General features: G+C 70.6%; 23 protein-coding genes. 8 read left to right on the forward strand and 15 right to left on the reverse strand.

What is annotated here, in order from left to right; genetic code table 11:
• Positions 1–108 precede the first annotated feature (108 nt).
• Complete coding sequence (locus tag ACE3TA_RS15730) at positions 109–1941, forward strand: dipeptide ABC transporter ATP-binding protein (RefSeq protein ID WP_374575242.1); 1833 nt, start codon at positions 109–111, stop codon at positions 1939–1941.
• Here ACE3TA_RS15730 and ACE3TA_RS15735 read toward each other — a convergent pair.
• Both ACE3TA_RS15735 and polA read right to left on the reverse strand, forming a co-directional pair.
• Entirely contained in the window at positions 1938–3860 is a 1923-nt protein-coding gene (locus ACE3TA_RS15735; RefSeq protein ID WP_374575243.1) for a methyl-accepting chemotaxis protein, read from the reverse strand. The genes ACE3TA_RS15730 and ACE3TA_RS15735 overlap by 4 nt on opposite strands.
• A 175-nt stretch (positions 3861–4035) precedes the next feature.
• Positions 4036–6900 (reverse strand): DNA polymerase I, encoded by a 2865-nt coding sequence (gene polA, locus ACE3TA_RS15740; protein ID WP_374575244.1) that lies wholly within the window; start codon positions 6898–6900, stop codon positions 4036–4038.
• A 213-nt stretch (positions 6901–7113) separates the two neighbouring features.
• On the opposite strand from polA, the gene ACE3TA_RS15745 reads away from it, so the two are divergent.
• The gene (locus ACE3TA_RS15745) at positions 7114–7356 is read left to right on the forward strand and encodes a hypothetical protein (RefSeq protein ID WP_374575245.1); all 243 of its coding nucleotides are present in this window, start codon (positions 7114–7116) and stop codon (positions 7354–7356) included.
• Between the two features lie 180 nt (positions 7357–7536).
• On the opposite strand, the gene ACE3TA_RS15750 is transcribed toward ACE3TA_RS15745, so the two are convergent.
• The 3 genes from ACE3TA_RS15750 to ACE3TA_RS15760 form a co-directional block, all read right to left on the reverse strand.
• Entirely contained in the window at positions 7537–8346 is an 810-nt protein-coding gene (locus ACE3TA_RS15750) for an isocitrate lyase/phosphoenolpyruvate mutase family protein (RefSeq protein WP_374575246.1), read from the reverse strand.
• A gap of 90 nt (positions 8347–8436) precedes the next feature.
• Entirely contained in the window at positions 8437–8964 is a 528-nt protein-coding gene (locus tag ACE3TA_RS15755) for an AAA family ATPase (RefSeq protein WP_374575248.1), read from the reverse strand.
• Positions 8965–8973: 9 nt separating this feature from the next.
• Positions 8974–9258 (reverse strand): zinc-finger domain-containing protein, encoded by a 285-nt coding sequence (locus ACE3TA_RS15760; RefSeq protein ID WP_374575249.1) that lies wholly within the window; start codon positions 9256–9258, stop codon positions 8974–8976.
• A 104-nt stretch (positions 9259–9362) separates the two neighbouring features.
• Between ACE3TA_RS15760 and ACE3TA_RS15765 the strand changes: the two genes are divergently transcribed.
• A complete protein-coding gene (locus ACE3TA_RS15765) occupies positions 9363–10316 on the forward strand; it encodes an ABC transporter ATP-binding protein (RefSeq protein WP_374575250.1) in 954 nt (317 codons plus the stop codon).
• A 46-nt stretch (positions 10317–10362) separates the two neighbouring features.
• Here ACE3TA_RS15765 and ACE3TA_RS15770 read toward each other — a convergent pair whose 3' ends face one another.
• From ACE3TA_RS15770 to ACE3TA_RS15790, 5 genes are read right to left on the reverse strand one after another with little or no spacing between them, the layout of a single operon-like run.
• Entirely contained in the window at positions 10363–10635 is a 273-nt protein-coding gene (locus tag ACE3TA_RS15770) for an HPr family phosphocarrier protein (RefSeq protein ID WP_374575251.1), read from the reverse strand.
• Complete coding sequence (locus tag ACE3TA_RS15775; protein WP_374575252.1) at positions 10632–11036, reverse strand: PTS sugar transporter subunit IIA; 405 nt, start codon at positions 11034–11036, stop codon at positions 10632–10634. The genes ACE3TA_RS15770 and ACE3TA_RS15775 overlap by 4 nt, the downstream gene beginning before the upstream one ends.
• 10 nt (positions 11037–11046) lie before the next feature.
• A complete protein-coding gene (locus ACE3TA_RS15780) occupies positions 11047–11532 on the reverse strand; it encodes an HPr kinase/phosphorylase (RefSeq protein WP_374575253.1) in 486 nt (161 codons plus the stop codon).
• The gene (locus ACE3TA_RS15785) at positions 11529–13124 is read right to left on the reverse strand and encodes a stimulus-sensing domain-containing protein (RefSeq protein WP_374575254.1); all 1596 of its coding nucleotides are present in this window, start codon (positions 13122–13124) and stop codon (positions 11529–11531) included. The genes ACE3TA_RS15780 and ACE3TA_RS15785 overlap by 4 nt, the downstream gene beginning before the upstream one ends.
• Complete coding sequence (locus tag ACE3TA_RS15790) at positions 13093–13809, reverse strand: response regulator transcription factor (protein WP_374575255.1); 717 nt, start codon at positions 13807–13809, stop codon at positions 13093–13095. Before ACE3TA_RS15790 ends, ACE3TA_RS15785 begins: the two co-directional genes overlap by 32 nt.
• Positions 13810–13981: 172 nt before the next feature.
• On the opposite strand from ACE3TA_RS15790, the gene ACE3TA_RS15795 reads away from it, so the two are divergent.
• Positions 13982–15694, forward strand: coding sequence for a hypothetical protein (locus tag ACE3TA_RS15795; protein ID WP_374575256.1), 1713 nt, complete (start codon positions 13982–13984; stop codon positions 15692–15694).
• A gap of 66 nt (positions 15695–15760) precedes the next feature.
• On the opposite strand, the gene pseC is transcribed toward ACE3TA_RS15795, so the two are convergent.
• Positions 15761–16921, reverse strand: coding sequence for a UDP-4-amino-4,6-dideoxy-N-acetyl-beta-L-altrosamine transaminase (pseC, locus tag ACE3TA_RS15800; protein WP_374575257.1), 1161 nt, complete (start codon positions 16919–16921; stop codon positions 15761–15763).
• On the reverse strand, positions 16914–17945 hold the full coding sequence (gene pseB, locus ACE3TA_RS15805; RefSeq protein ID WP_374575258.1) for a UDP-N-acetylglucosamine 4,6-dehydratase (inverting): 1032 nt from the start codon (positions 17943–17945) through the stop codon (positions 16914–16916). Before pseB ends, pseC begins: the two co-directional genes overlap by 8 nt.
• 95 nt (positions 17946–18040) lie before the next feature.
• Here pseB and ACE3TA_RS15810 point away from each other — a divergent pair, with 95 nt between their 5' ends.
• A complete protein-coding gene (locus ACE3TA_RS15810) occupies positions 18041–18445 on the forward strand; it encodes a hypothetical protein (RefSeq protein WP_374575259.1) in 405 nt (134 codons plus the stop codon).
• Between the two features lie 20 nt (positions 18446–18465).
• On the opposite strand, the gene ACE3TA_RS15815 is transcribed toward ACE3TA_RS15810, so the two are convergent.
• Genes ACE3TA_RS15815 through ACE3TA_RS15825 form a run of 3 tightly spaced genes read right to left on the reverse strand, consistent with a single transcriptional unit; the run spans position 18466 to position 20228 of the window.
• On the reverse strand, positions 18466–19242 hold the full coding sequence (locus ACE3TA_RS15815; RefSeq protein ID WP_374575260.1) for an SDR family oxidoreductase: 777 nt from the start codon (positions 19240–19242) through the stop codon (positions 18466–18468).
• A gap of 21 nt (positions 19243–19263) precedes the next feature.
• Positions 19264–19569 (reverse strand): 4a-hydroxytetrahydrobiopterin dehydratase, encoded by a 306-nt coding sequence (locus tag ACE3TA_RS15820; RefSeq protein ID WP_374575261.1) that lies wholly within the window; start codon positions 19567–19569, stop codon positions 19264–19266.
• Positions 19569–20228: an HAD-IA family hydrolase gene (locus ACE3TA_RS15825; RefSeq protein WP_374575262.1), complete on the reverse strand. Its 660-nt coding sequence runs from the start codon at positions 20226–20228 to the stop codon at positions 19569–19571. The genes ACE3TA_RS15820 and ACE3TA_RS15825 overlap by 1 nt, the downstream gene beginning before the upstream one ends.
• Positions 20229–20326: 98 nt before the next feature.
• On the opposite strand from ACE3TA_RS15825, the gene ACE3TA_RS15830 reads away from it, so the two are divergent.
• The 3 genes from ACE3TA_RS15830 to ACE3TA_RS15840 are packed head-to-tail and all read left to right on the forward strand — an operon-like array spanning position 20327 to position 22474.
• Positions 20327–20683: a hypothetical protein gene (locus ACE3TA_RS15830; RefSeq protein WP_374575263.1), complete on the forward strand. Its 357-nt coding sequence runs from the start codon at positions 20327–20329 to the stop codon at positions 20681–20683.
• On the forward strand, positions 20680–21540 hold the full coding sequence (locus tag ACE3TA_RS15835; protein ID WP_374575264.1) for a heme-dependent oxidative N-demethylase subunit alpha family protein: 861 nt from the start codon (positions 20680–20682) through the stop codon (positions 21538–21540). Before ACE3TA_RS15830 ends, ACE3TA_RS15835 begins: the two co-directional genes overlap by 4 nt.
• Positions 21541–21553: 13 nt before the next feature.
• A complete protein-coding gene (locus tag ACE3TA_RS15840; RefSeq protein WP_374575265.1) occupies positions 21554–22474 on the forward strand; it encodes a hypothetical protein in 921 nt (306 codons plus the stop codon).
• The last annotated feature ends 76 nt before the right edge of the window (positions 22475–22550 follow it).

The raw sequence follows: 22550 nt of genomic DNA on the forward strand, positions 1-22550 counted from the left end.
ACACCGGGCGAACGGGAGAAAACGCGGGCGACTATAGCGGGCGCTGGTGGCTTCGTCAGGACCGGCGGTCTAAGCTCCGGCTTTCCCTCAGACTATCCGAGACCGTCCTTGCCCCGATCCGCCGCAACGCCCGTTCTGGCCCTGGATGATCTGAAGGTCGAGTTCGACACGTTCGACGGAACCGTGGCCGCCGTGCGGGGCGTGTCGCTCTCCATCGCCCGCGGCGAGACCCTGGGGGTCGTCGGCGAAAGCGGCTCGGGCAAGAGCCAGACCTTCATGGCGGTGATGGGCCTGCTGGCCGACAACGGCCGGGTGAGCGGATCGGCCCGCTTCCAGGGCCAGGAGCTGCTAGGGCTGAAGCCCAGGGCGCTGAACCGCATCCGCGGCTCGAAGATGACCATGATCTTCCAGGACCCGCTGACGGCGCTGACCCCGCACGTGAAGATCGGCGAGCAGATCGCCGAGCCGCTGCGCCTGCACCTGGGCCTCTCCGACGCCGAGGCCAAGGCCCGCGCGCGCCAGTGGCTGGATCACGTGCGCATCCCCGACGCGGCGCGGCGCATGGGCCAGTATCCGCATGAGCTGTCCGGCGGCATGCGCCAGCGAGTGATGATCGCCGCGGCCATGGCCGGCGGGCCCGAGCTCTTGATCGCCGACGAGCCGACCACGGCGCTGGACGTGACCGTGCAGGCCGAGATCCTCGACCTGATGGACGAGCTGAAGCGCCAGACAGGCACGGCGCTGGTGCTGATCACGCACGACATGGGCGTGATCGCGCGGCTCGCCGACCGGGTCTGCGTGATGAAAGATGGGGCCTATGTGGAGGAGGGCGCCGCCGAGGCGGTCTTCGCCGGGCCCAGGACCGACTACACCCGCGCCCTGCTGGACGCGATCCCGCGGCTGGACCGCGCCGACCGGGGCGGCCGGCCGATGCCCGCGCCGGTGCCGGCCGACGCGCCGGTGGTGGTTGAGGGTCAGGGGATCAAGGTGTGGTTCCCGGTGAGCACGGGCCTGTTCGGCGCCAAGGCCGAGCTGCGCGCCGTGGACGGCGTGGACCTTTCGGTGCGCCAGGGCGAGACCCTGGGCGTGGTGGGCGAAAGCGGCTGCGGCAAGTCCACCCTGTCGCGGGCGGTGCTGAACCTGATCCCGCCCAGCGCCGGCGCGGTGACGCTGATGGGCCGCGACATCACCCACGCCGACCAGAAGGCCATGCGCGCCGCGCGCAAGGACCTGCAGATCGTCTTCCAGGACCCGTTGGCGAGCCTCGATCCGCGCATGACCATCGGCGATTCCATCGCCGAGCCGCTGCGGGTGTTCCGGCCGGAGCTGAGCCGCGCCCAGCGCGAGACCGAGGCGCGGGCGATGATGGGCCGGGCCGGGCTCTCCGAGGCCCTGATCAACCGCTATCCGCACGAGCTGTCGGGCGGCCAGAACCAGCGCGTGGGCATCGCCCGGGCGATGATCCTGAAGCCGAAGCTGGTGATCTGCGACGAGGCGGTCTCGGCGCTGGACGTCTCCATCCGCGCCCAGATCATCGACCTCTTGATTGAGCTGCAGAAGGAAATGGGCCTGGCGATGATCTTCATCAGCCACGACCTGGCGGTGGTGCGCGAGATCAGCCACCGGGTGATGGTGCTCTATCTCGGCCGGGTGATGGAGCAGGCCGATCGCGCTCAGCTCTATGAGGACCCGCGCCACCCCTACACCCGCGCGCTGCTCTCGGCCGCGCCGATCCCCGATCCGGCGCGCGAGCGCGCCCGCAAGCGCATCAAGCTGACCGGCGAGCCGCCCAGTCCGCTGGACCCGCGCTCAGCCCTGCGCTTCCTGCCTTCAAAGCTGAGCGCGGATTCCGCCGAGCCGGTCTATGCGCCCAAGCTGGTCGAGGTCGCGCCCGGGCACCTGGTGTCGGAGTTCGATCCGCCGGCCGCCGACGCGGCCTAGAATTCTTCCCAGTCGTCGTCGGCCGCGACGGCCTGCGGCTCGACCTTGCGGGCCGTGGCGCCGGCCGAAGCGTAGGCCTGGGCGCGCGGCGGCGCGGCGGGCCTCGCCGGCTGCGCGACCACGCCGCCGCGGGAGGCGTGGGTGGTGAACTGGGCCATCAGGCGGGCCAGCTCGGCCGCCTCGTTGGCCAGGCCGTGGCTGGCGGCGGTGGACTCCTCGACCATCGCCGCGTTCTGCTGGGTCACCTGGTCCATCTGGTTCATGGCGGTGTTCACCTCGGCCAGGCCGGTGGACTGTTCCTGGGCGGAGGCGGCGATCTCGGCGACGATGTCGGTGATGCCGCTCACCTGGCCGACGATCTCCTCCAGCACCTGGCCGGCCCTGGCCACCAGATCGACGCCGCGGCTCACCTGTTCGCTGGACGAGCCGATCAGGGACTTGATGTCCTTGGCCGCCTCGGCCGAGCGCTGGGCGAGCGCGCGCACCTCGGTCGCCACCACCGCAAAGCCCTTGCCCGCTTCGCCGGCGCGGGCGGCCTCGACCCCGGCGTTCAGCGCCAGCAGGTTGGTCTGGAAGGCGATCTCGTCGATCACGCCGATGATCTGGTTGATCTGCTTGGCGGACTCCTCGATCTCGCCCATGGCCTTGATGGCGGTGGCGACGATCTCGCCGTTGCGCTCGGCGCCGTCGCGCGCCTCCAGCACCACCTTGCGAGCGTGCATGGCGCCTTCGGCCGTGCGCTTCACGGTGGTGGTGATCTCGTCCAGGGCCGCGGCGGTCTCTTCCAGGCTAGCCGCCTGCTGCTCGGTGCGGCGCGACAGGTCGTCGGAAGCCTGGCTGATCTCGCCCGCGCCGGAGCCGATGGTGTGCGCGGCCTGCACCACCGTCACCATGCTCTCCTCGAGCCGCGCCATGGCCTGGTTGAAGTTGGCCTTCAGGGGTTCGGTCTTGGGGGCGAAGGCGGCCTCGACCCGGTGGGTGAGATCGCCCTGGGCCATGGCCGCCAGCCCGCGGCCGAGTTCGGTGATCGCCTTGGCGTCCTCCTCGGCCTCCAGCCGGCGTTCTTCGGCCACCTTGGCGCGCTCGGCCTCGCCGGCGGCGCGCAGGTCGTTGGTCTCCTTCTCCAGCCGCGCGCGCTCCAGGGCGGCCCGGCGGAACTCGGCGAGGGAGGAGGCGATCTGGCCAACCTCGTCGCCGCGCTCGGTGAACGGGATCTCGGTTTCCTGATCGCCGGCCGCCAGGCCCTTGGTGCGTTCGACGATGCGGGCCATGGGCCGGGTGATGCTGCGGGCCAGGAGCCAGCCGCCGCCCAGCATGACCATGACGACGGCGAGCGCGGCGCCGCCCAGCTTCAGGCTGGCCTGGCCCACCACGCGCGCGACGTCGTCGGTGTAGACCCCGGTGCCGATCACCCAGCCCCAGGGCGCATAGCCCTTTACGTAGCTGATCTTCGGCGTGATCACGCCGTCGTCCGGCTTCTGCCACTCGTAGCGCACGAAGCCGGCCGACTTGGTCCGCACGACGTCGGCCATCTTGACGAAGATCGCCTCGCCCTTGGCGTCTTTCATGCCCGAGACGTCGGTGCCGTCCAGCTTCGGCTGCATGGGATGCATCAGCATCCGCGCCTGCATGTCGGTGATGAAGACGTAGTCGTCCTTGCCGTAGCGCAGCGCCCGCAGCGAGCGCATGGCCGCGGCCTGGGCGTCGGCGCGGCTCATCTGTCCGGCCTGCTCCTGGGCGCCGTAGTAGGCGACGATCGACTGGGCCGACTCGGTGACGTTCCTGGTCTTCGTCGCGATGTCCGAACGCATGGTCGCGTCCAGGTTCATCAGGCTCAAGGCGGCGACCAGCAAGGCGCCCGCGGCGGCGATCGCAGACAGGATGTTGATGCGACTGCGAATAGACAGGGAAGAAAGCACGGGCGAGGCCCTCCTCAGACTTCACCCATCAAGTAGTCGTCGAATGTAAATTTGCGTTTACCCGCCCAAGGCGCTCAGTCTTGCGCCCTGCGACCAAACGACCCAACTAGCTCGGCCTTGGATTGAATAGTGAAGCTTGATCCACTTCTGATGCTGCGCGCGGGAAGTCTCGAGGCTAGTGCGCGTCGTCCCAGTTGTCGGCGGCGCGGGCCTCGACCACCAGGGGGACGGTGAGGGCGACGGCCGGTTCCGCCGCGCGCTCCATCACCCGCTTGGCGGTCGCGATCAGCGCATCGGACTCCTCCGGCGCGGTCTCGAAGACCAGTTCGTCGTGCACCTGCAGCAGCATCTTGGCCGTGAGGCCCTCGGCCTTCAGGGCGGCGGGCATGCGGATCATCGCCCGGCGCATCACGTCGGCGGCGGCGCCCTGGATCGGGGCGTTGATCGCGGCGCGGTCGCCGAAGGCCCGCTCGGCCGCCGACTTGCCGTGCACCGCCGGGATGTTGACCTTGCGCCCGAAGATGGTGGTGACGAACCCCTGGGCGCGCGCGGCTTGCTTGGTGCGGTCCATGTAGGCGCGGATGCCGGGGAAGCGCTCGAAGTAGGTCTTGATATAGGCCGCCGCCTCGTCCTGCGGGATCGAGAGCTGGTTGGCCAGGCCGAAGGCCGAGATACCGTAGACGATGCCGAAGTTGATCGCCTTGGCCCGGCGGCGGGTTTCGGCGGGCATGCCCTCGATCGGCACGCCGAACATCTCCGAGGCGGTGGAGGCGTGGATGTCCAGCCCCTCGGCGAAGGCGCGCTTGAGCTGGGGAATGTCGCCGATGTGGGCCAGCAGCCGCAGCTCGATCTGGCTGTAGTCGGCGCTGACCAGCAGCTTGCCCGGCTCGGCGACGAACGCCTTGCGGATCTTGCGGCCTTCCTCGGTCCGCACGGGGATGTTCTGCAGGTTGGGGTCGGACGACGACAGCCGCCCGGTGGTGGTGGAGGCCAGCGCGAAGGAGGTGTGCACCCGCCCGGTCTGCGGCGCGATCGCGGCCACTAGGTTGTCGGTGTAGGTGCCCTTCAGCTTGGAGAGCTGGCGCCAGTCGAGGATCACGCGGGGCAGCTCGTGGCCCTGGGCGGCCAGCTCCTCGAGCATGGAGGCGTCGGTGGACGAGGCGCCGGTGGCGGTCTTGCGGCCCGAGGCCAGGCCCATCTCCTGGAACAGCACCTCGCCGATCTGCTTGGGCGAGCCCAGGTTGAACGGCCGTCCGGCCAGCTTGTGGGCCTCGGCCTCCAGCTCGCCCATGCGCACGGAGAAGTCGTTGGAGAGCTGGCGCAGGCGATCCGGATCGACCCGGATGCCGTCGATCTCCATCTGCGCCAGCACCGCCGGCATCGGCCGCTCCAGCGTCTCGTAGACGGTCAGCAGGCCCTCGGGGCCGAGACGCGGGCGCAGGCGCTGGTGGAGCCGCAGGGTGACGTCCGCGTCCTCGGCGGCGTAGGCCGTGGCCGCGTCCAACGGCACGTGCTTGAAGCTCTTCTGCGACTTGCCGGTTCCGGCCACCTGCTTGAAGGGGATCGGCGTGTGGTCGAGCCACAGCTTGGAAAGCTCGTCCATGCCGTGGTTGTGCAGCCCGGCCTCCAGCACATAGGAGACCAGCATGGTGTCGTCGATCGGCGCGACGTCGATCCCGTAGCGCGACAGGACGGCGATGTCGTACTTGGCGTTCTGCGCCACCTTCAGGACCGCCGGGTCCTCCAGCATCGGCTTCAGCGCCGCGATGGCGTCGTCCAGCAGAATCTGCTCCAGCGCCTCGGGCGCCTCGAAGGCCAGGCCTCCCGCGCCCTCGGCCTCGTGGCCCAGCGGGATGTAGCAGGCCTCGCCCGGCGAAATGGCCAGCGAAACCCCGCAGAGTCCGGCGTTGGCCGAGGACAGGGCGTCCGTCTCGGTGTCGAAGGTCACGATCCCCTTGGCCGTCGCCTTGGCGATCCAGGCCTTCAGGGTCGCAAGGTCGCGCACGCAGACGTAGCCGTTCACGTCGATGGGCGCGTTCTCGGGCGGCGCGGGCGCGGCGGCCTTGGCGGGGGCCGGCGTGGCGCTCTGGCCGTTCAGCGCCGTGTCGACCCGGCGCGCCAGGGTGCGGAACTCCATCTCGTCGAGGAACTTGGCCAGCACCTCCTTGTCGGGCGCGTCGGCGATCAGTTCGTCCAGCGGCGCGGGCAGGGGCGTTTCCACGTCCAGCCGCACCAGGTCGCGCGACAGGCGGATCTGGTCGGCGAATTCGATCAGGGTCTCGCGGCGCTTGGGCTGCTTGATCTCGCCCGCATGGGCCAGCAGCGTGTCCAGGTCGCCGTATTCGTTGATGAGCTGGGCGGCGGTCTTCACGCCGATGCCGGGCGCGCCCGGCACGTTGTCGACGGAGTCGCCGCACAGGGACTGCACGTCCACCACCTTTTCGGGCGGCACGCCGAACTTCTCGATCACCTGCTCGCGGCCGATGCGCACGTTCTTCATGGTGTCGAGCATGGAGACGCGGTCGCCGACAAGCTGCATCAGGTCCTTGTCGGAAGAGATGATCACCACCTCGCCGCCCATGTCGGAAACCTTGCGGGCGTAGGCGGCGATGATGTCGTCGGCCTCGTAGCCGGGCTGCTCCAGGCTCGGCACGCCGAAGGCGCGGGTGGCCTCGCGCACCAGGGGGAACTGCGGGATCAGGTCCTCGGGCGGCGGCGGGCGGTGCGCCTTGTACTGGTCGTAGAGATCGTTGCGGAAGGTCTTCTCGGAATGGTCGAACACCACGGCTAGGTGGGTGGGGCTCTCCGGCTCGGCCTTCATGTCCACCAGGAACTTCCACAGCATGTTGCAGAAGCCGGCGACGGCCCCCACCGGCAGGCCGTCGGACTTGCGGGTGAGCGGCGGCAGCGCGTGATAGGCGCGGAAGATGTAGCCCGAGCCGTCCACCAGATAGAGGCGCGTCCTGGCCCCCTGGGGCGCGGCGGCGTGGGACGGGTCCGGCTGGGTCGTGGGCGCTTCGGCGGCGGGGGCGTCGGTCATGGCGGGAAGATAGGGTCAAGGGGCGCGCCGGTCATCAGCCGCCTCAGATGATGCGTTGCAGCAAATTAACTGTTGCGCTGCACAATGGCTTAACTGTTGCGGTGCACAATCATGCGTGTCCGGAGGGATTGCGTCGCCGAGGCGAGCGCCCGAGGGACACGCCGCAGAAGCGGCGTCGATTCAATTCAGGAAAGATTTTTGGGGATAGTCACCATGGTTCGTTTCATCGCGCTCGCCGCCGTTTCCGCCGCCGCCCTGATCGCCGCGCCCGCCAGCGCCCAGGAGATCAGCCAGACCGTCGCCGTGGCCGGCAAGTCGCAGGCCCAGATCCAGGCCGACGTGGTCGCCGCCGCCGAGAAGGTCTGCCGCCAGGCCACCGCCGGCGAAACCTTCCGCCTGACCGCCTACAACGCGTGCGTGGGCGCCACCGTCGCGGACGCGATGAAGCGCATCTGAGTTTCTTCGGGCGCTTGACCAATGCCGGGCCGGCGGGCGACCGCCGGCCCTTTTTTGCGCCCCCGGGGCCGGCGGGCGACCGCCGGCCCTTTTTTGCGCCCCCGGGGCCGGCGGGCGACCGCCGGCCCTTTTATGCGCCCTTGGGGGGCCGGCGGGCGACCGCCAGCCTCCTTTATTGGGCTAGCGGCCGGAAAAGCGCGTGTTCAGGTCCGGCAGGCCCTGGCCCAGGGCCGCCAGCGCGGCGGCGTCGCCGGCCGTCATGAAGCCCGCCATGGCCTTGGCCAGGGCGGCGTAGGCCGCGCGAAACGGACCGGTGGCCGAACTGAGCCGCCGCACGCCCAGCGCCTCCAGCTCCGCCGCCGTAGGCGCGCCGGCCCGGCCCATCACGTTGAGCGGCGGTTCGATACCGGCGACGAGCCGCGCGATCAGCTCCGGATCGGTGGGGCCCGGCACGAAGATCCCGTCCGCGCCGGCCTTGGCGTACATCTCCGCGCGCCGCAGGGCCTCGGCCAGGGCCGCTTCGCCCTCGGCCAGCCGGTGCAGGTAGACGTCGGTGCGCGCGTTGATGAACAGATCCACCTCGGCCCGCTCGGCGGCCTCGCGCGCCGCGGCGATCTTGGCGCACAAGAGCTCCGGCTCGCGCTGGCCGTCCTCCATGTTGATCCCGACCACGCCGGCGTCGATGACCTGGGCGACCAGCGCGCCCACCTCGGCCGGATCGTCCGAATAGCCGCCCTCGATGTCGGCGCTCACCGGCGCGTCGATCGCCTCCACCACGCATTCGAGGGTGGCGATCAGCCGTTCGGCCGGCAGGGCGTCGCCGTCCGGGTAGCCGTGGCTCCAGGCCACGGCGGCGCTGGAGGTGGCCACGGCTTTGGCGCCGGCGTCGGCCATCAGGGCCGCGCTGGCCGCATCCCAGGCGTTGGGCAGGATCAGGATCTTCGGTCCCGCGTGCAGGGCGCGGAACGCCAGGGCGTCGTCTTGGCTCATGGGCGTCTCCTCGACGGTTGGAGACGATATAGCCGCTTTGTCCGTGACACGCTGGCGGCGATCGGACTTGGACCGCCGATCGCGGAGGGGTCAGCCGGCCCAGGCCGCCTCGATCTCGCGGGCCAGGGCGGCGATGTCGACGGCCGCGCCGGTGTCCACGCGGAACACCGGCCCCAGCGCCACCGGCCGGTCGTATTCGGCCAGCATCTCGTCGGAGAGCTCGGTCAGGGGGTGCGCGGCGCGGTCGTGGCTGTCCAGGCGGGCGCGGGCGGCGAAGCGCCGGGCCGTCTCCTGCGGACCGCAGTCGCAGTGGACCTCCAGGATGTCGGCGTCCAGCGCCTGCAGCCTTTCGCGCTCGTAGCCGCTCTTCGGCCGGAAATTGGCCTCCAGCACGGCGGCCGGCGCGCGTGCGGCCAGCGACCAGATCAGCTCCATCGCCGCGCCGCCGAAGCGCCGGGTGGTCTCAAGGTCGCCGCCTCCGCCGAGCGCGTCGACGAGGACTTCCTTCAGAAGGTCCTTGGAGAACAGGGGCAGGCCGAGGGCCCCGGCCAGCGGAACCGCGAGCGTCGTCTTCCCGGCGCCGGGCGCGCCCGACACGATCACCAGCCTGCGGCGCACCGTCGGCCCTCAGTGCCCGTGCGGGCCCTCGTAGACGCCGGGGGCCAGGCGCTCGTCCTCGGGGCCTTCGGAGCCGGCGGCCAGCACGAAACGGCGGTCGCAGTAGGGGCATTCGACGAAGTCGGCCTCGCCCATCTCCAGCCACACGCGCGGATGGCCGAGCGCGCCGCCGACGCCGTCGCAGGCGATCCGCTTGGAGCGCACGGTCACCGTCTCCGGCGGGGCGATGGCCGCGACGACGGCCGCTGGAGGGGTCGGCGCCTTGGCGCCCTTGGTTCGTGCTCTTGGAGCCATGCTGAAAATCTCCCGCGGCCGGAAGCTTGGCGAGACGGCCGCGCGCGCCTAGGTATGCGACCGCGGCTTTGGCCGTCAACGACCGCACGCGGCCAAGGGTGACGATGGACCTTCCTGAGTACGCGATCGAGGCGAAGAACCTCGTCAAGACCTATCCGGCGACCAAGACGACGCCGGAGATGCGGGCCCTCAAGGGGATCGACCTGGCGATTCCGCGCGGATCGATCTTCGGCCTGCTCGGCCCCAACGGGGCGGGCAAGTCGACCTTCATCAACATCCTGGCGGGTCTGACCAAGAAGACCTCCGGGACCGTGCGCATCTGGAACCGCGACATCGACGAGCGCCCGCGCGACGCGCGCGCGGCCATCGGCGTGGTGCCCCAGGAGATCGCCGCCGACCCCTTCTTCACCCCGCGCGAGGCGCTGGAGGTGCAGGCCGGCATGTACGGGGTGCCGCCGCACGAGCGGCGCACGGACGAACTCCTCGCCGCGCTGGGTCTGGCCGACAAGGCCAAGGCCTATGTGCGCCAGCTCTCCGGCGGCATGAAGCGGCGGCTGATGGTGGCCAAGGCCATGGTGCACAACCCGCCGGTGCTGATCCTCGACGAGCCGACGGCCGGCGTGGACGTGGAGCTGCGCCGCCAGCTCTGGAACTATGTGCTGGAGCTGAACGCCAAGGGCGTGACCATCGTGCTCACCACCCACTACCTGGAAGAGGCCCAGGAGCTCTGCGACCAGATCGCCATCATCAACCGCGGCCAGGTGGTGGCCTGCGAGCCCACCACCACGCTGCTGCGGCGGATGGATACCCGCAACGTCATCGTCACGCCGGCCGAGCCGGTGGCGGCGGCGCCGCATCTGGAGGGCTTCGAGACCAAGCTGCGCGGCGGCGGCGCCTTCTCGGTCAGCTACCGCACCGGCGAATCCAGCGTCGAGCAGGTGCTGGCGGCCGTGCGCGCCTCGGGCCTGCACATCAAGGACATCGCCACCGAGGATCCGGACCTGGAGGACGTGTTCGTCTCGCTCACCTACGCCGCGCCGGAGGGCGCGGAGGTTTAGCGCCCGTCCGGGCGGTGAACCGGCGCCCACTTCATCCTGACGGGCTCTAGCGATCCTCGTCGAAGCGGTTGGCGACCAGCGTGACGAGCGCCTCGAGCGCCGCCTCGGCCTCGGGCCCTTCTGCGGCGATCTCGATGGTCGAGCCCAGGCCCGCGGCCAGCATCATCAGGCCCATGATCGAGCGGGCGTCGACGGTCTGGCCCTCGCGGCTCACGGTGACCTCGGCGTCGAAGCCGGACGCCGTCTTGACGAACTTGGCCGAGGCGCGGGCGTGCAGGCCGCGCTCGTTGACGATCTCGACGATGCGGCTGGAGCTCACTTCTCGCCGGTGAGCACGTAGGACGCGACGGAGATGTACTTGCGTCCGGCTTCCTGGGCGGCGGCGACGCACTCGGCCAGGCCCAGGCGCGAGCGCACGCTCGCCAGCTTGATCAGCATCGGCAGGTTCAGTCCGGCGATCACCTCGGCCCTGGCCTGGTCCATCACCGAGATCGCCAGGTTGGAAGGGGTGCCGCCGAACATGTCGGTCAGCAGGATCACGCCCTGGCCGGAATCGACGCGCTCGCACGCCGTCAGGATGTCGCTGCGGCGGCGCTCCATGTCGTCGTCGGGCCCGATGCAGATCGCCTCCACGGCCGCTTGCGGACCGACCACGTGCTCCATGGCGAGGACGAATTCCTCCGCCAGCCGCCCGTGCGTGACGATCACGAGGCCGATCATGCCAACTCTCTCAACGGGAATCCCCACCCGGACGCGACGAGGAGAGCGTCGCGAACCCGGTTTGATACGCCCCTTCTCCGCCATGTCCAAGCCACTCAAGCGCGCGACGCATTTTCGCAGGCGCTGACGCCTCCAGGGGTTGAATCGCGACGCGCGGCAGGCGAACGCCCAGATGTTCGCAGGTTTCCGGGTCCGGCAGGCGCTCGGCCGGCCCGCAGCGGACCACGAGCGCGACCTGGCAGAACCCGAGGGCCGGGACGCGCCCCACGTCCAGTCCGCGCACCTCGATCAGGCCGTGCAGGTTGGCCGGCGCGCGGCCGAACAGGGCGCCGTCGCAGGTCCAGGCCACGACCCGGTCGTCGGCCACCAGGCGAAAGCCCGCCTCGAGCGCCCGGAGCGCCAGGTCGCTCTTGCCGCAGCCGGACGGCCCCTCGATCAGCGCGCCCTTCCAGCGCCCGCCGAGCCGCAGCGCCACCAGGCCGGCGTGCAGGATCACCGGCGCACCTCCGGCAGGGTGACGGTGAAGCGCGCGCCCAGCACCCGGCCATGCTCGTCGGCGCGGTTCTCGGCGCGGATCTCGCCGCCGTGCGCCTCGACGATCTGGCGGGCGATGGACAGGCCCAGCCCCGAGTTGCCGCCGAAGGCGGTCCCCTTGGGCCGCGAGGTGTAGAAGCGCTCGAAGATGGTCTCCAGGTTCTCCGGCGGAATGCCCGGGCCGGCGTCGTCCACCGTCGCCACGGCCCGCCCCCTGACGCGCTCGAGGCTGACCCGCACGGTTCCGCCCGGCGGGCTGAAGGAGCGGGCGTTGTCGATCAGGTTGCGGAACACCTGGCCGAGCGGGCCCTCCCGGCCGGACACCATCAGCGGATCGCCGACCGACGAGGCGAAGGCCACCTCCGGCTCGCCGTCGCGCTTGGTGGCCTGGTAGAGCGAGGCGACCTCGGCCAGGAGCCGGCCAAGGTCGAGGGCGCGCGGGTCCTCGCGCGAGAGCTCGGCGTCCAGCCGCGAGGCGTTGGAGATGTCGGTGACCAGCCGGTCCAGCCGGCCCACGTCCTGCTTGAGGATGCGCAGCAGGCGTTCGCGGGCGCCCGCGTCGCTGACCAGCTCCAGCGTCTCCACCGCCGAGCGCATGGAGGTCAGCGGGTTCTTGATCTCGTGGGCCACGTCGGCGGCGAAGCTCTCGATGGCGTCCATCCGTTCGGAGAGCGCGTCGGTCATGTCCTCCAGCGAGCGGGTCAGGTCGCCCAGCTCGTCGTCGCGCCGCGACAGGTCGGGCAGGGAGATGGCCCGCGCGCGGGCCTGGCGCACGCGGTCGGCGGCGCCGGCCAGCCGCAGCACCGGCTGGGCGATCAGCCGGTTGAGCAGCCACGAGGAGATCAGCATCACGCTGATGGCGACCAGGATGAACGGCACCAGGGCGGCGCGCTCGCGGGCGATGATCTCGTCCACGTCGCTGGCTTCCAGGGTGAGCACGCCCAGCACCGCCTGCACGTGCTGGATCGGGATGGAGACCGAGACCACCCGCTCGCCGTCGTCGGCCACGCGCATGCCGGCGATGTGGTCGCCCTTGAGCGCCAGGCTCACTTCGCGGCGCAGCGCGCGCTCGGCTTCCTCGCCCGCGGGCGGCGGCGGCTGGCCCTGGAGCTGCAGGTTGAAGCCGCCCAGGTCGTCGCGCGAGCGGGCTGGCGGCAGGGCCTTCCACTCCACCCGGTCGGCCACCCAGTAGGAATCGGCGATCAGCTTGCCGTGGGCGTCGAACAGCCGCGCGCGCTGCGAGCGCGGGTTGGACAGGATCTGCAGGATTTCGCTGGCGTAGCTGGCGTTCATCGACGGCGTCGGCTCGCCCACGGTGGCCGCGCGGTCGATGATGGTGGCGATCAGCTCGCCCTGGGTGGTGAGGCTGTCGATCCGCGCGTTGACCAACCCCCGGCGCAGCTCGTTCAACACGAGCGCGCCGGTGATCAGCACCGCCAGCCCCAGCAGGTTGAGCACGATGATCGTGCGCCCCAGCCGCGAGCCCGGCAGCCAGCTCAGCCGCGAGGGGCGCGGCTTGCGCCTAGCTCTCTCGGTATCTGTATCCGACGCCATAGAGGGTTTCGATCGCGTCGAAGGTGTTGTCGACCTCGCGGAACTTCTTGCGCATGCGCTTGATGTGGCTGTCGATCGTGCGGTCGTCCACATAGACCTGATCGTCGTAGGCCGCGTCCATCAGGTTGTCGCGGCTCTTCACGAATCCGGGCCGTTGCGCCAGCGACTGCAGCAGCAGGAACTCGGTCACGGTCAGCTTCACCGGCTTTCCGTCCCACAGGCAGTCGTGCCGGGCCGGGTCGAGCGTGAGCTTGCCGCGCTTGATCGCCCGCGAGTTGGGATCGCCCGCCTGGGGCGCGGCCGGCGCGTCCTCCTCCTCGGGCCCGCCCGCGCGGCGCAGGATCGCCTTGACCCGCTCGATCAGCAGCCGCTGGCTGAACGGCTTGTGGATGTAGTCGTCCGCGCCGAGGTTGAAGCCGAGGATCTCGTCGATCTCCTCGTCCTTGGAGGTGAGGATGATCACCGGCACGTCGGACGTGCGGCGCAGCCGGCGCAGCACCTCCATGCCGTCCATGCGGGGCATCTTGACGTCCAGGATGGCGAGGTCCGGAGGATCGGCCTCCAACGCCGCCAGGCCCGCCGCGCCGTCGTAGTAGGCGTTGACGGTGTGGCCGTGGCTTTCCAGGGCGAGACTGACCGAGGTGACGATGTTCTCGTCGTCATCCACCAGGGTGATCTTGGCCATTCGAGGTTCGCGTCTCCTTGCGAAGCTTTGCCTGCTGCTACTTGACCACCACGGTGGCCTCAATTGGGCGCGCGTCGAAATCGCCTCCGCCACGTGGCGCGGGGGTGCGACGGATCAACGCGGCTTTAACGATATTCCCTTTAACCTCCGATGCTTGGCCGGGAGGGGCCGCATGGACCGCGCGCAGATTCACTACGAGGTCTTCAGCCGTCGCAAGGCCGGCGCCCAGTGGACGCTCGAGCAGGCGACCGAAGGCCGGTCCGCCGCCATCGCATTCGCCGAAGAACTCCTCAAGGAAGGTCGCGCCATTTCTGTGCGCGTCACCAAGGAGACCCTCGACCCTGCGACGCGCGAATTCCAGTCGGTCACCATACTAAATAAGGGCGCGCCGGACACCACCAAGCCGAAGAAGGTGGCCGAGGACCGCGAGCCGCTGTGCGTCGCGCCGCAGGATCTCTACACCATCCATGCGCGCGAGCGGATCGGCCGGCTGCTGGACGGCTGGCTCGAGCGCAACCGCGCCACGCCGTTCGAGCTGCTGCACCGCCCCGACCTCGTCGAGCAGCTCGAGGCCTCCGGCGTGGAGCTGCAGCATGCGATCCAGAAGGTCGCCGTGCCCGAGGCCCAGGCCCGCAGCCTGACCGTGCATGAGCTGATCCGCACCTTCCAGGGCCTGATCGAGCGGGCGATCGAGAAGCTGCTCAAGGACTTCCGCAAGGGCGTCCTGCCGGACGTGGACAAGGAAGGCTTCGCCGCCGCGGCCGAGCGCGTGCTGCAAAATCCCGAGCGGGGCTATCTGCTGGGCGCCGGCGTCGCCGCCTCGATCGCTCCGGCGCTCAACTGGACCGACAAGGTCTCGCGCCTTCTCGACCTGGCCGACGGCGCGCCGAAGAGCGGGCCGGCCCGAGCCCTCGCCCTGCAGACGATCGAACAGCCCCTGGCCGAGATCATGGGCTCCGGCGTCGGCGTCGACGATCTGCTCGGCCGCAACCTGGACCTGGGCGAGCGGCTGGCGGCGATGACGCGCCTCACCGCCGTGGCCGAGGTCGAGGCGCTGATGAAGGTGGAGCCTTCCGTCGCCAAGATCATGCCGAAGCTGTCGGACGCGGCGCAAAGGCTGGCCGGATGGCTCAAGGGCGGAGAGTTCCGCCACGTGCGCTCGGCCATCGTGCGCCGGGTGATGCGCGAACTGACCGGCCCGCGCCGCCTGAAGCCCGGCGACGCCGAGGCCGAGATCGACGTGCTGCGGGGCCTGGCCATGGCGCTGACCGCCGCCACGGGCACGCTGCTGCCGCCGGAAGAGGTGCAGGCGGTGTTCGCCGCGCGCTCCAAGACGCTGATCACCGGCGACTTCGTCGAATCCTACCTGGGCACCGAGAAGTCGGCGGCCGAGGAGGTGGAGGCCCTGATCTGGCTGGTGGAGAACGTGATCGGCGCGGCCAACAAGCGCCAGGCGGCCCGCTACCTCGCCGCCGTGGTCATGGCCCTGCGCTTCGAGAAGGAGTTCCGCTACGGCCCGGACACCGCCGCGGCGAAGCTCGCCAGCCTGGCGCGCCTGCAGAAGGCGGCCGGGCGCGGCGGCCTGTTGCCGGAAGACTACGAGCCGATCCAGGCCAAGCTGGGCGATGTCGGCGGCATGGTCGAAGCCGACGCCAAGCTCACCTACACCGTCGCCCGCGCCCAGGCGCCGGCGCTGCATCGCCTGACCCTGCTGCTCAAGCTCGCCAACGGCGAGGCCGCCCCCCTGGGGCCGGCCGCCGACCGGGCGCGCATGGAGGCCCTGCGGCTGATGCGCGTGGATGAGACCCGCGCCGAGCTGGCCAACGCGCCGGACCGCGCGGCCGAGGTCCGCGGCCTCTTCCAGCAAGTCGGCGTGGCCGCCTAGGGCGCGACCCGCCAAGTCCCGCTCGCGTCTTCGCCCCGGACAAGCCGGGCGACGACGTCTTGAAACTCAGAGCCCCAGCGCCTCGCTGAGGGCGTCCGCCACCCGGTCCACATCCTCGTCGGCCATGCCCGGATAGAGCGGCAGCGACAGGCAGCGGGCGTACCAGGCCTCCGCGCCGGGCAGGTCCAGCGCGCCGTAGCGCTCGCGGTAGTACGGCTGGCGGTGCACCGGGATGTAGTGCACCTGGCTGCCCACGCCGCGCTCGCGCAGGGCCTCGACGACCTGCAGCCGCGTGCGGCCGGCGGCCTCGAAGTCGATCAGGGCGACCATCAGGTGCAGCGCCGGATCGCTCCATTCCGGCCGCGCCGCTGGACGGACCAGGGGCGCAAGGGGCGCCAGCCGGTCGTGGTAGCGGGCCGCCAGCGCGCGGCGGCGCTCGACGAAGCGGGGCAGCTTGGAAAGCTGCGACAGGCCAAGCGCGCAGAGCACGTCGGGCAGGCGGTAGTTGAAGCCCAGCTCCGGCATCTCGTACCACCAGGGCTCCGCGCCGGCCGGCCGCACCATGCCGTGGCTGCGCAGCGTGCGCAGGCGCTCGGCCAGGCGGGCGTCGCCGGTGGTCACCATGCCGCCCTCGCCGGTGGCGATGGTCTTCACCGGATGGAACGAGAAGGTGGCCATGGCCGAATGGCGGCAGTCGCCCACCCGCTCGGCCTGGTTGCCGAAGCGCATGGTCGAGCCCAGCGCGTGCGGGGCGTCCTCCACCAGCACCGCGCCGGCCTGGGCGGCCAGGGCCTGCAGCGCTGGCAGCTCGGCCACGTCGCCGCGCAGGTGCACGGGCAACACGGCGCGCACGCGGCCTTCGGCCCGGCCCAGGGCCTCGGCCAGGGTGTCCGGCGTCATCAGGCCGGCGTCGGGGTCCACGTCGGCGAACACCACCTCGGCGCCGACGAAACGGGCGCAGTTGGCCGTGGCCAGGAAGGTGATGGAGGGGGCGATGCACACCTCGCCCGGCTTCACGTCCAGCGCCAGCATGGCCAGGTGCAGGGCCGCCGTGCCGTTGGAGCAGGCCACCGCGTGGGCCGCGCCCACGGTCTCGGCGAAGGCCCGCTCGAAGGCCGCGACCGTCGGCCCGGTGGTCAGGAAGTCGGCGCGCAGGGCCTCGGCCACCGCGGCGATGTCGTCGTCCTCGATGGTCTGACGGCCGTAGGGCAGGACCTGGTCAGTCATGGGGTTCGTTGAGCATGGCGAGCAGGCCTTCGCCGCTCAGCCACTCGTCGTTGCTGTCGCTGGAGTAAGCGAACGACTCGTCGACCATCGGGTTGTCGGCGGCGTGGGGCTTGCGGGCGTACTCCACGAAGGTGGGCTCGATGGCGTAGCGGTCGCCGAGGTCCACCGTGGTGCGCGCGTCGTCCTGCGAGATCATCATCTCGTGCAGCTTCTCGCCGGGGCGGATGCCGATGATCTTGATCGCCGCCTCCGGCGCCATGGCGGCGGCCAGGTCGGTCATCTTCATCGACGGGATCTTGGGCACGAAGATCTCGCCGCCGCGCATCATCGACAGCGAGGAGAGCACGAAGTCGACGCCCTGGTTGAGGGTGATCCAGAACCGGGTCATCCGCTCGTCGGTGATCGGCAGTTCAGTCGCGCCCCTGTCGATCAGCCGCTGGAACAGCGGCGCCACCGACCCGCGCGAGCCCACCACGTTGCCATAGCGCACCACCGAGAAGCGCGCGCCGATGTCGCCGGACAGGTTGTTGGCGGCCACGAAGGTCTTGTCCGAGGCCAGCTTGGTCGCCCCGTAGAGGTTGATCGGGTTGCAGGCTTTGTCGGTGGACAGCGCCACCACCTGCTTCACGCGGTTGGTCAGGCAGGCCCAGACCACGTTCTCCGCGCCCAGCACGTTGGTGTGGATGCATTCGGAGGGGTTGTACTCGGCGGCCGGCACCTGCTTCAGGGCCGCGGCGTGGATGACGATGTCCACCCCGCGCAGGGCCAGCGTCAGGCGCTCGCGGTCGCGCACGTCGCCAATGAAGAAGCGCATGCAGGCGCGCCGCTCGGCCGGGAACTTCTCGGCCAGGTCGATCTGCATCTCGTGCTGCTTCAGCTCGTCGCGCGAATAGACGATCAGCTTGCGCGGCCGCGACTGCTGGAGCACGCGGTCGATGAAGCGGCGGCCGAACGAGCCCGTGCCGCCGGTGACCAGGATGACCTTGCCGTCGAGGTCGAGCGAGGTGGGCGCGAAGCGTTGCAAGAGGGCCTCCCGGACGGACCTTGGGGAATCGCCCGGGCAATCTCTCCCCCGTCGCGTAAAGAGACCGCTAACCATAGGTGCGGCAGAACGGACCCATGAGACGGCGCGCGCTCCTCGCTCTCCCGGCCTTGGCGCTGGCGGCCCTCGCCGCCCCTGCGGGCGCGGAGGAGGAGAAGAAGAAAAGCGCCGGCCCGGACTCCTCCTACATCCGCATCCAGATCCTGACGGCGACCATCAAGCGCCGCGACGGCCATCGCGGCGTCCTGACCGTGGAATCGGGGCTCGACGTGCCCGACCCCAAGCTGCGCGAATTGGCCGCCATGTCCACGCCGCGCCTGCGGGCGGCCTATTTCCAGGTGCTGCAGACCTACGCCAACGGCCTGGCGCCGGGCGAACCGCCCAACGCCGACTTCCTGGGCGCCGAGCTGCAGCGCGAGACCGACAATCTGCTCGGCCGGTCCGGCGCGAAGTTCCTGTTCGGCTCGATCATGATGAACTGAGCGGCCGCGCCGCCCGCCCGTCACATCGCCGAGATGCCGCCGTCCAGCTTCAGCTCCGCGCCGGTCATGAACTTGCTCTCGTCCGAGGCCAGGTAGACGGCGGCGTTGGCGATGTCGTCCGGCTCGCCGATGTGGCCGAGCGGGATCTGCCGGGCGAGCTTGGCCTCGGCCTTCTCCTTGCCGAACTGCTGGCGGATGCGGTCCAGGATCGGCGTGTCGATGAAGGTCGGGTGGATGGAGTTGGAGCGGATGTCCAGCCCCTGCTTGGCGCAGTGCAGGGCGATGCCCTTGGAGAGCAGCCAGACCCCGGCCTTGGAGGCGTTGTAGACCGGCGAGTTATGGGCCGCGATCAGGCCGGCGATCGAGGAGATGTTGATGATCGAGCCGGGCTGGTTCTGGCGCATGTATTTCAGCGCGTGCTTGGTTCCCAGGAACACGGAATCGACGTTGACGCTCATCACCAGCTTCCAGTCCTCGAAGCTGAGAGTCTCGATGTCGCCGCCGCGGCTGATGCCGGCGTTGTTGATCAGGACCGAGATGCCGCCCATGGCCGCGTCGGCCTCTTCCAGGGCGTAGATCCACTGGTCTTCCTTGGTCACGTCCAGCGGGAAGGCGAAGGCGGTTCCCTCGCCCTGGGCCGCGTTGATCTCGGCGGCGACCTTCTTGGCGCCCTCATGGTTGATGTCGGCCAGGGAGACCTTGGCGCCTTCCTCGGCGAGCCGCCGCCCCATGGCCGCGCCCAGGCCCTGCGCCCCGCCGGTGATGAAGGCCTTCTTGCCCGCGACGCGTCCCGCCATCTGAAACTCCCTATCGAATGATCAGTCGGCCCCGGTCTCGGCGGCGGCCTTGTCCATGAACGCGGCGAGCTGAACGTCGAGCTCGCTCACCCCGTCGGCGTCGTGGGTGGTGAGCACCACCTCGACGCGGTTGTAGACGTTGGACCATTCCGGATGGTGGTCCAGCTTGTCGGCCATCAGCGCCACGCGCGTCATGAAGCCGAAGGCGGCGTTGAAGTCGGCGAAGCGGAAGCTGCGCACGATGCAGTCGCGCCCGTTCGCCCCCGCGCGCCAGGCGGGCAGCCGCGCCAGCGCCTGCGCCGCTCCGATCCTCTCCGGCCGGGCCATCACGCCGGCTCCGCGGCGGGGAAGGAAAGGCCGGTGGCCTCGGCGAGCTCGCCGAGCGCCTGGTCGACGCCGGAGACCTTGATGGCCTTCATGCCGAGCTGGGCGGCCGGCTTGCAGTTGATCCCCAGGTCGTCGAGGTAGACGCAGGCGGCCGGCTCCACGGCCAGGAGGTCGCACATCATCATGTAGATCTTCGGGTCCGGCTTGCGCACGCCGGCCTTGGAGCTTTCGATGATGGCGTCGAACAGCGGCATGATCTGGCCCATGGCGCCGGCGGCGCGCTGGATCTCGTCCTGGCCGGGGCTGTGCATCGAGACCACGTTGTTGGTGATGCAGCCCACCTTGAAGTGCTGCTTGCAGGTCTTCAGCGCCTCGACCATGCGCGGGCGCACCTGGCCGGACAGCAGCGGCAGCACGTCGGCGCCGCGCACCGGATGGCCCAGCGCCGTGGACTCCTCCAGGAACAGCTCGTCGAAGCGGCCCGCGTCGACCTCGTTGCGCTCGAACAGCGCCCAGGCGTTGTCATGATGGTTCGTGGCGTTGATCCGGCGGATCAGGTCCTTGGGCAGGCCGCGCTCGGCCTCGAAGCGGTTGAACGCCTCGAAGGGCGATGAGGTGAACACCCCGCCGAAATCCCAGATCACCGCCTCGACCGCCATGCCCCGTCCGCTCCCGATTGAAATCCGGCGCGACGCTAGTGATGCGGCGGCGGCGGCGCAAGCGGCGAGCCGCGCGGCGATCTGCTATGGAGCGGGCCATGACTCCCGATCGCCTGCCCCTGCCGCTTCGCAGCGCCGTGTTCGGCTCGGCGGTGGCGGTCCTGCTCTGGCTTACCCTGGCGCCGAGCGATGAGCTGCCGCAGGTGAGCTTCTGGGACAAGGGCGAGCACGCCCTGGCCTTCCTGGTGCTCGCGGGGCTGGGCCTGGTCCTGTTTCCGCGCCATCCGGTCCGCATGATCGTCGGCGTGACGGCGCTCGGCGCGCTCATCGAGATTCTGCAGGCGACCATGGACCTGGGGCGCGACGGCGACTGGCGCGACCTGGCCGCCGACGTCGTCGGCGTGGCGGCGGCCCTGCTGCTGTTCGCGCTGGCGCGGCGCACGCTGCGGCGATGAGCCCGCGCCACGCGCCCTGGGCGGAAGCGGCGGACTTCGCCATCGGCCTGAAGCCCATCGCCGAGGCCGACTGGCTGGAGGGCGGCGAGGCCGATCCCGCCGCGCGCAAGGACGCGCTCTACGCGGCGCATCGGGCCCAGGTCTTCGCCCAGACGCCGGGGTCGCGGACGGGCCAGGCCGAGGTCGCCGAACTGGTGGCCGCCGCGCTCGGACCCGATCCGGCGCCGCGCTCCGACCTGCCGCCGATCTACGCCGCCGCCAGGCGCCTGTCCGACGACCTGTGCCTGATGGAAAAGACCGGCGGCGCCTGGCGCCTCGCCGCGCTCAGCCTGTCGGCCGGCAGCTTCTTCTCGGCCTCGGACGTGATCGGCCAAAGCCTTTCGGAGCTGCACGGCCCGGTGACGGGCTTCCAGGACCGGTTCCTCACCCGCGTGCAGCGCATCTTCGACGGCCTGCGGCCGGGGCTGATCCTGGAGCGTCGCAACTGGAGCGTGGTCAACTCGGCCGAGCTCTCCGCGCCCGATCCGGCGCCGATGCGCGCCCGCATCGCCGACATCGCCCCCGAGGACGTGGGCCGGGCCCTGTTCACGCGGGTGGAGCGGCAGACCCTGCGCCGGCTGCCGCGCACCGGCGGCGTGCTCTTCACCATCCGCGTGTGGCTCTCGCCGCTGGACGAAATCGCCGCCGAACCGGGCCGGCTGGCGGCTTTCGGGCGGGCCTGGCGGGCGGCGCCCGAGGCGTTTCGCGACTATAAACGACTGGATCTGTATGATCGCCTGATAGACGCGTTCCTTCGCGCACATGGAGAATCGCACAGCGTTAACGGGAATGGCTCTCCATCCTCGCGCGCCAAGTGACCCAGAGGCCGCCATGCGTTTCCGTCTGCTGATCCCCTTCGCCGCCGTGCTGGCGCTCGGCGCCTGCGGCGAGAAAACCACGCCGAAGCCGCCGCTTCCGACGGCGGTCACGGCGCCGATCGCGCCGGCCGCGCCCGGCGCGGAGACGCCCGCCACGACCACGGCGGCGGCGCCCGTCGCCGCCTGCCCGCCGCAGCCCAAGCCGGTCTGCCCGCCCGCGCCGGCGGTGCATAAGGTCTCGCTGAAGGCCAAGCCGGCCGTGCGTCACAAGGTCCACCGCAAGGCGGTCCGCCACAAGGTCACGCACGGCGCGGTCGCCCGCGTCGAGCCGGGCCTCTACCCCTACAAGCGCTACCACGGCGAGACCCGCAAGTACGGCTACGACGAGCGCTATCACGAGCATCGCGGCTATCCGCCGCCGCCGGCCGAAGACCGCTACGCCGACCGTGAGGCCGACCACTACCACGCCTATGGCCAGTCCGGCGCGGTGGAGCATTTCGCCGACCGCGGCGAGCGCTACGGCTATCGCCAGGACGACCGCCGTCAGGACGACCGCTACAGCTCCGGCGGCCGGTCCTACGAGCGCTACGAGCGGCATGACAGCTACGGTGCTTCCGACGACGCCGCGGCCCGCGCCTACGCCGAAGGCCGCGCCGAGGGCTACCGCGAAGGCGCGCGCGACCATGCCGGGGCGGCTTCGTCCTACAGCTCCTCGTCGAGCAGCTATTCCGAGCGCAGCTACTCCAGCGGCTCGTCCTCCAGCGGCTCGTCGTCCTCGAGCTACAGCGAGCGCTATGAGGACGGCGCCAGCTATCGCCGCGGCGAGGCTGGCGCGCCGGACGGCTGCTGCCAGAGGGTGTCCACCGGCGCCGCCGGCCGCGATCCCAACGGCTTCCTGACCTGGCCCGGCAAGGTTCCCGCCGCGCCCTATTGAGCCGGCTCTTGACGGGCGCCCTCGGGCGCGTGGTCGAATAGGCGCTCGCCGGGGATCGCGCCGCCGGCCCCGCCGA

Source organism: Phenylobacterium sp., from assembly GCF_041916435.1.
GTDB lineage: Bacteria > Pseudomonadota > Alphaproteobacteria > Caulobacterales > Caulobacteraceae > Phenylobacterium.

Bases quoted from the DNA above. Each gene is read 5' to 3' on its own strand.
- polA (WP_374575244.1), bottom strand. From the start codon at position 6,900: ATGACCGACGCCCCCGCCGCCGAAGCGCCCACGACCCAGCCGGACCCG.
- ACE3TA_RS15745 (WP_374575245.1), top strand. From the start codon at position 7,114: ATGGTTCGTTTCATCGCGCTCGCCGCCGTTTCCGCCGCCGCCCTGATC.
- ACE3TA_RS15750 (WP_374575246.1), bottom strand. From the start codon at position 8,346: ATGAGCCAAGACGACGCCCTGGCGTTCCGCGCCCTGCACGCGGGACCG.
- ACE3TA_RS15760 (WP_374575249.1), bottom strand. From the start codon at position 9,258: ATGGCTCCAAGAGCACGAACCAAGGGCGCCAAGGCGCCGACCCCTCCA.
- ACE3TA_RS15765 (WP_374575250.1), top strand. From the start codon at position 9,363: ATGGACCTTCCTGAGTACGCGATCGAGGCGAAGAACCTCGTCAAGACC.
- ACE3TA_RS15775 (WP_374575252.1), bottom strand. From the start codon at position 11,036: ATGATCGGCCTCGTGATCGTCACGCACGGGCGGCTGGCGGAGGAATTC.
- ACE3TA_RS15785 (WP_374575254.1), bottom strand. From the start codon at position 13,124: ATGGCGTCGGATACAGATACCGAGAGAGCTAGGCGCAAGCCGCGCCCC.
- ACE3TA_RS15790 (WP_374575255.1), bottom strand. From the start codon at position 13,809: ATGGCCAAGATCACCCTGGTGGATGACGACGAGAACATCGTCACCTCG.
- ACE3TA_RS15795 (WP_374575256.1), top strand. From the start codon at position 13,982: ATGGACCGCGCGCAGATTCACTACGAGGTCTTCAGCCGTCGCAAGGCC.
- pseC (WP_374575257.1), bottom strand. From the start codon at position 16,921: ATGACTGACCAGGTCCTGCCCTACGGCCGTCAGACCATCGAGGACGAC.
- ACE3TA_RS15810 (WP_374575259.1), top strand. From the start codon at position 18,041: ATGAGACGGCGCGCGCTCCTCGCTCTCCCGGCCTTGGCGCTGGCGGCC.
- ACE3TA_RS15815 (WP_374575260.1), bottom strand. From the start codon at position 19,242: ATGGCGGGACGCGTCGCGGGCAAGAAGGCCTTCATCACCGGCGGGGCG.
- ACE3TA_RS15820 (WP_374575261.1), bottom strand. From the start codon at position 19,569: ATGGCCCGGCCGGAGAGGATCGGAGCGGCGCAGGCGCTGGCGCGGCTG.
- ACE3TA_RS15825 (WP_374575262.1), bottom strand. From the start codon at position 20,228: ATGGCGGTCGAGGCGGTGATCTGGGATTTCGGCGGGGTGTTCACCTCA.
- ACE3TA_RS15830 (WP_374575263.1), top strand. From the start codon at position 20,327: ATGACTCCCGATCGCCTGCCCCTGCCGCTTCGCAGCGCCGTGTTCGGC.
- ACE3TA_RS15835 (WP_374575264.1), top strand. From the start codon at position 20,680: ATGAGCCCGCGCCACGCGCCCTGGGCGGAAGCGGCGGACTTCGCCATC.
- ACE3TA_RS15840 (WP_374575265.1), top strand. From the start codon at position 21,554: ATGCGTTTCCGTCTGCTGATCCCCTTCGCCGCCGTGCTGGCGCTCGGC.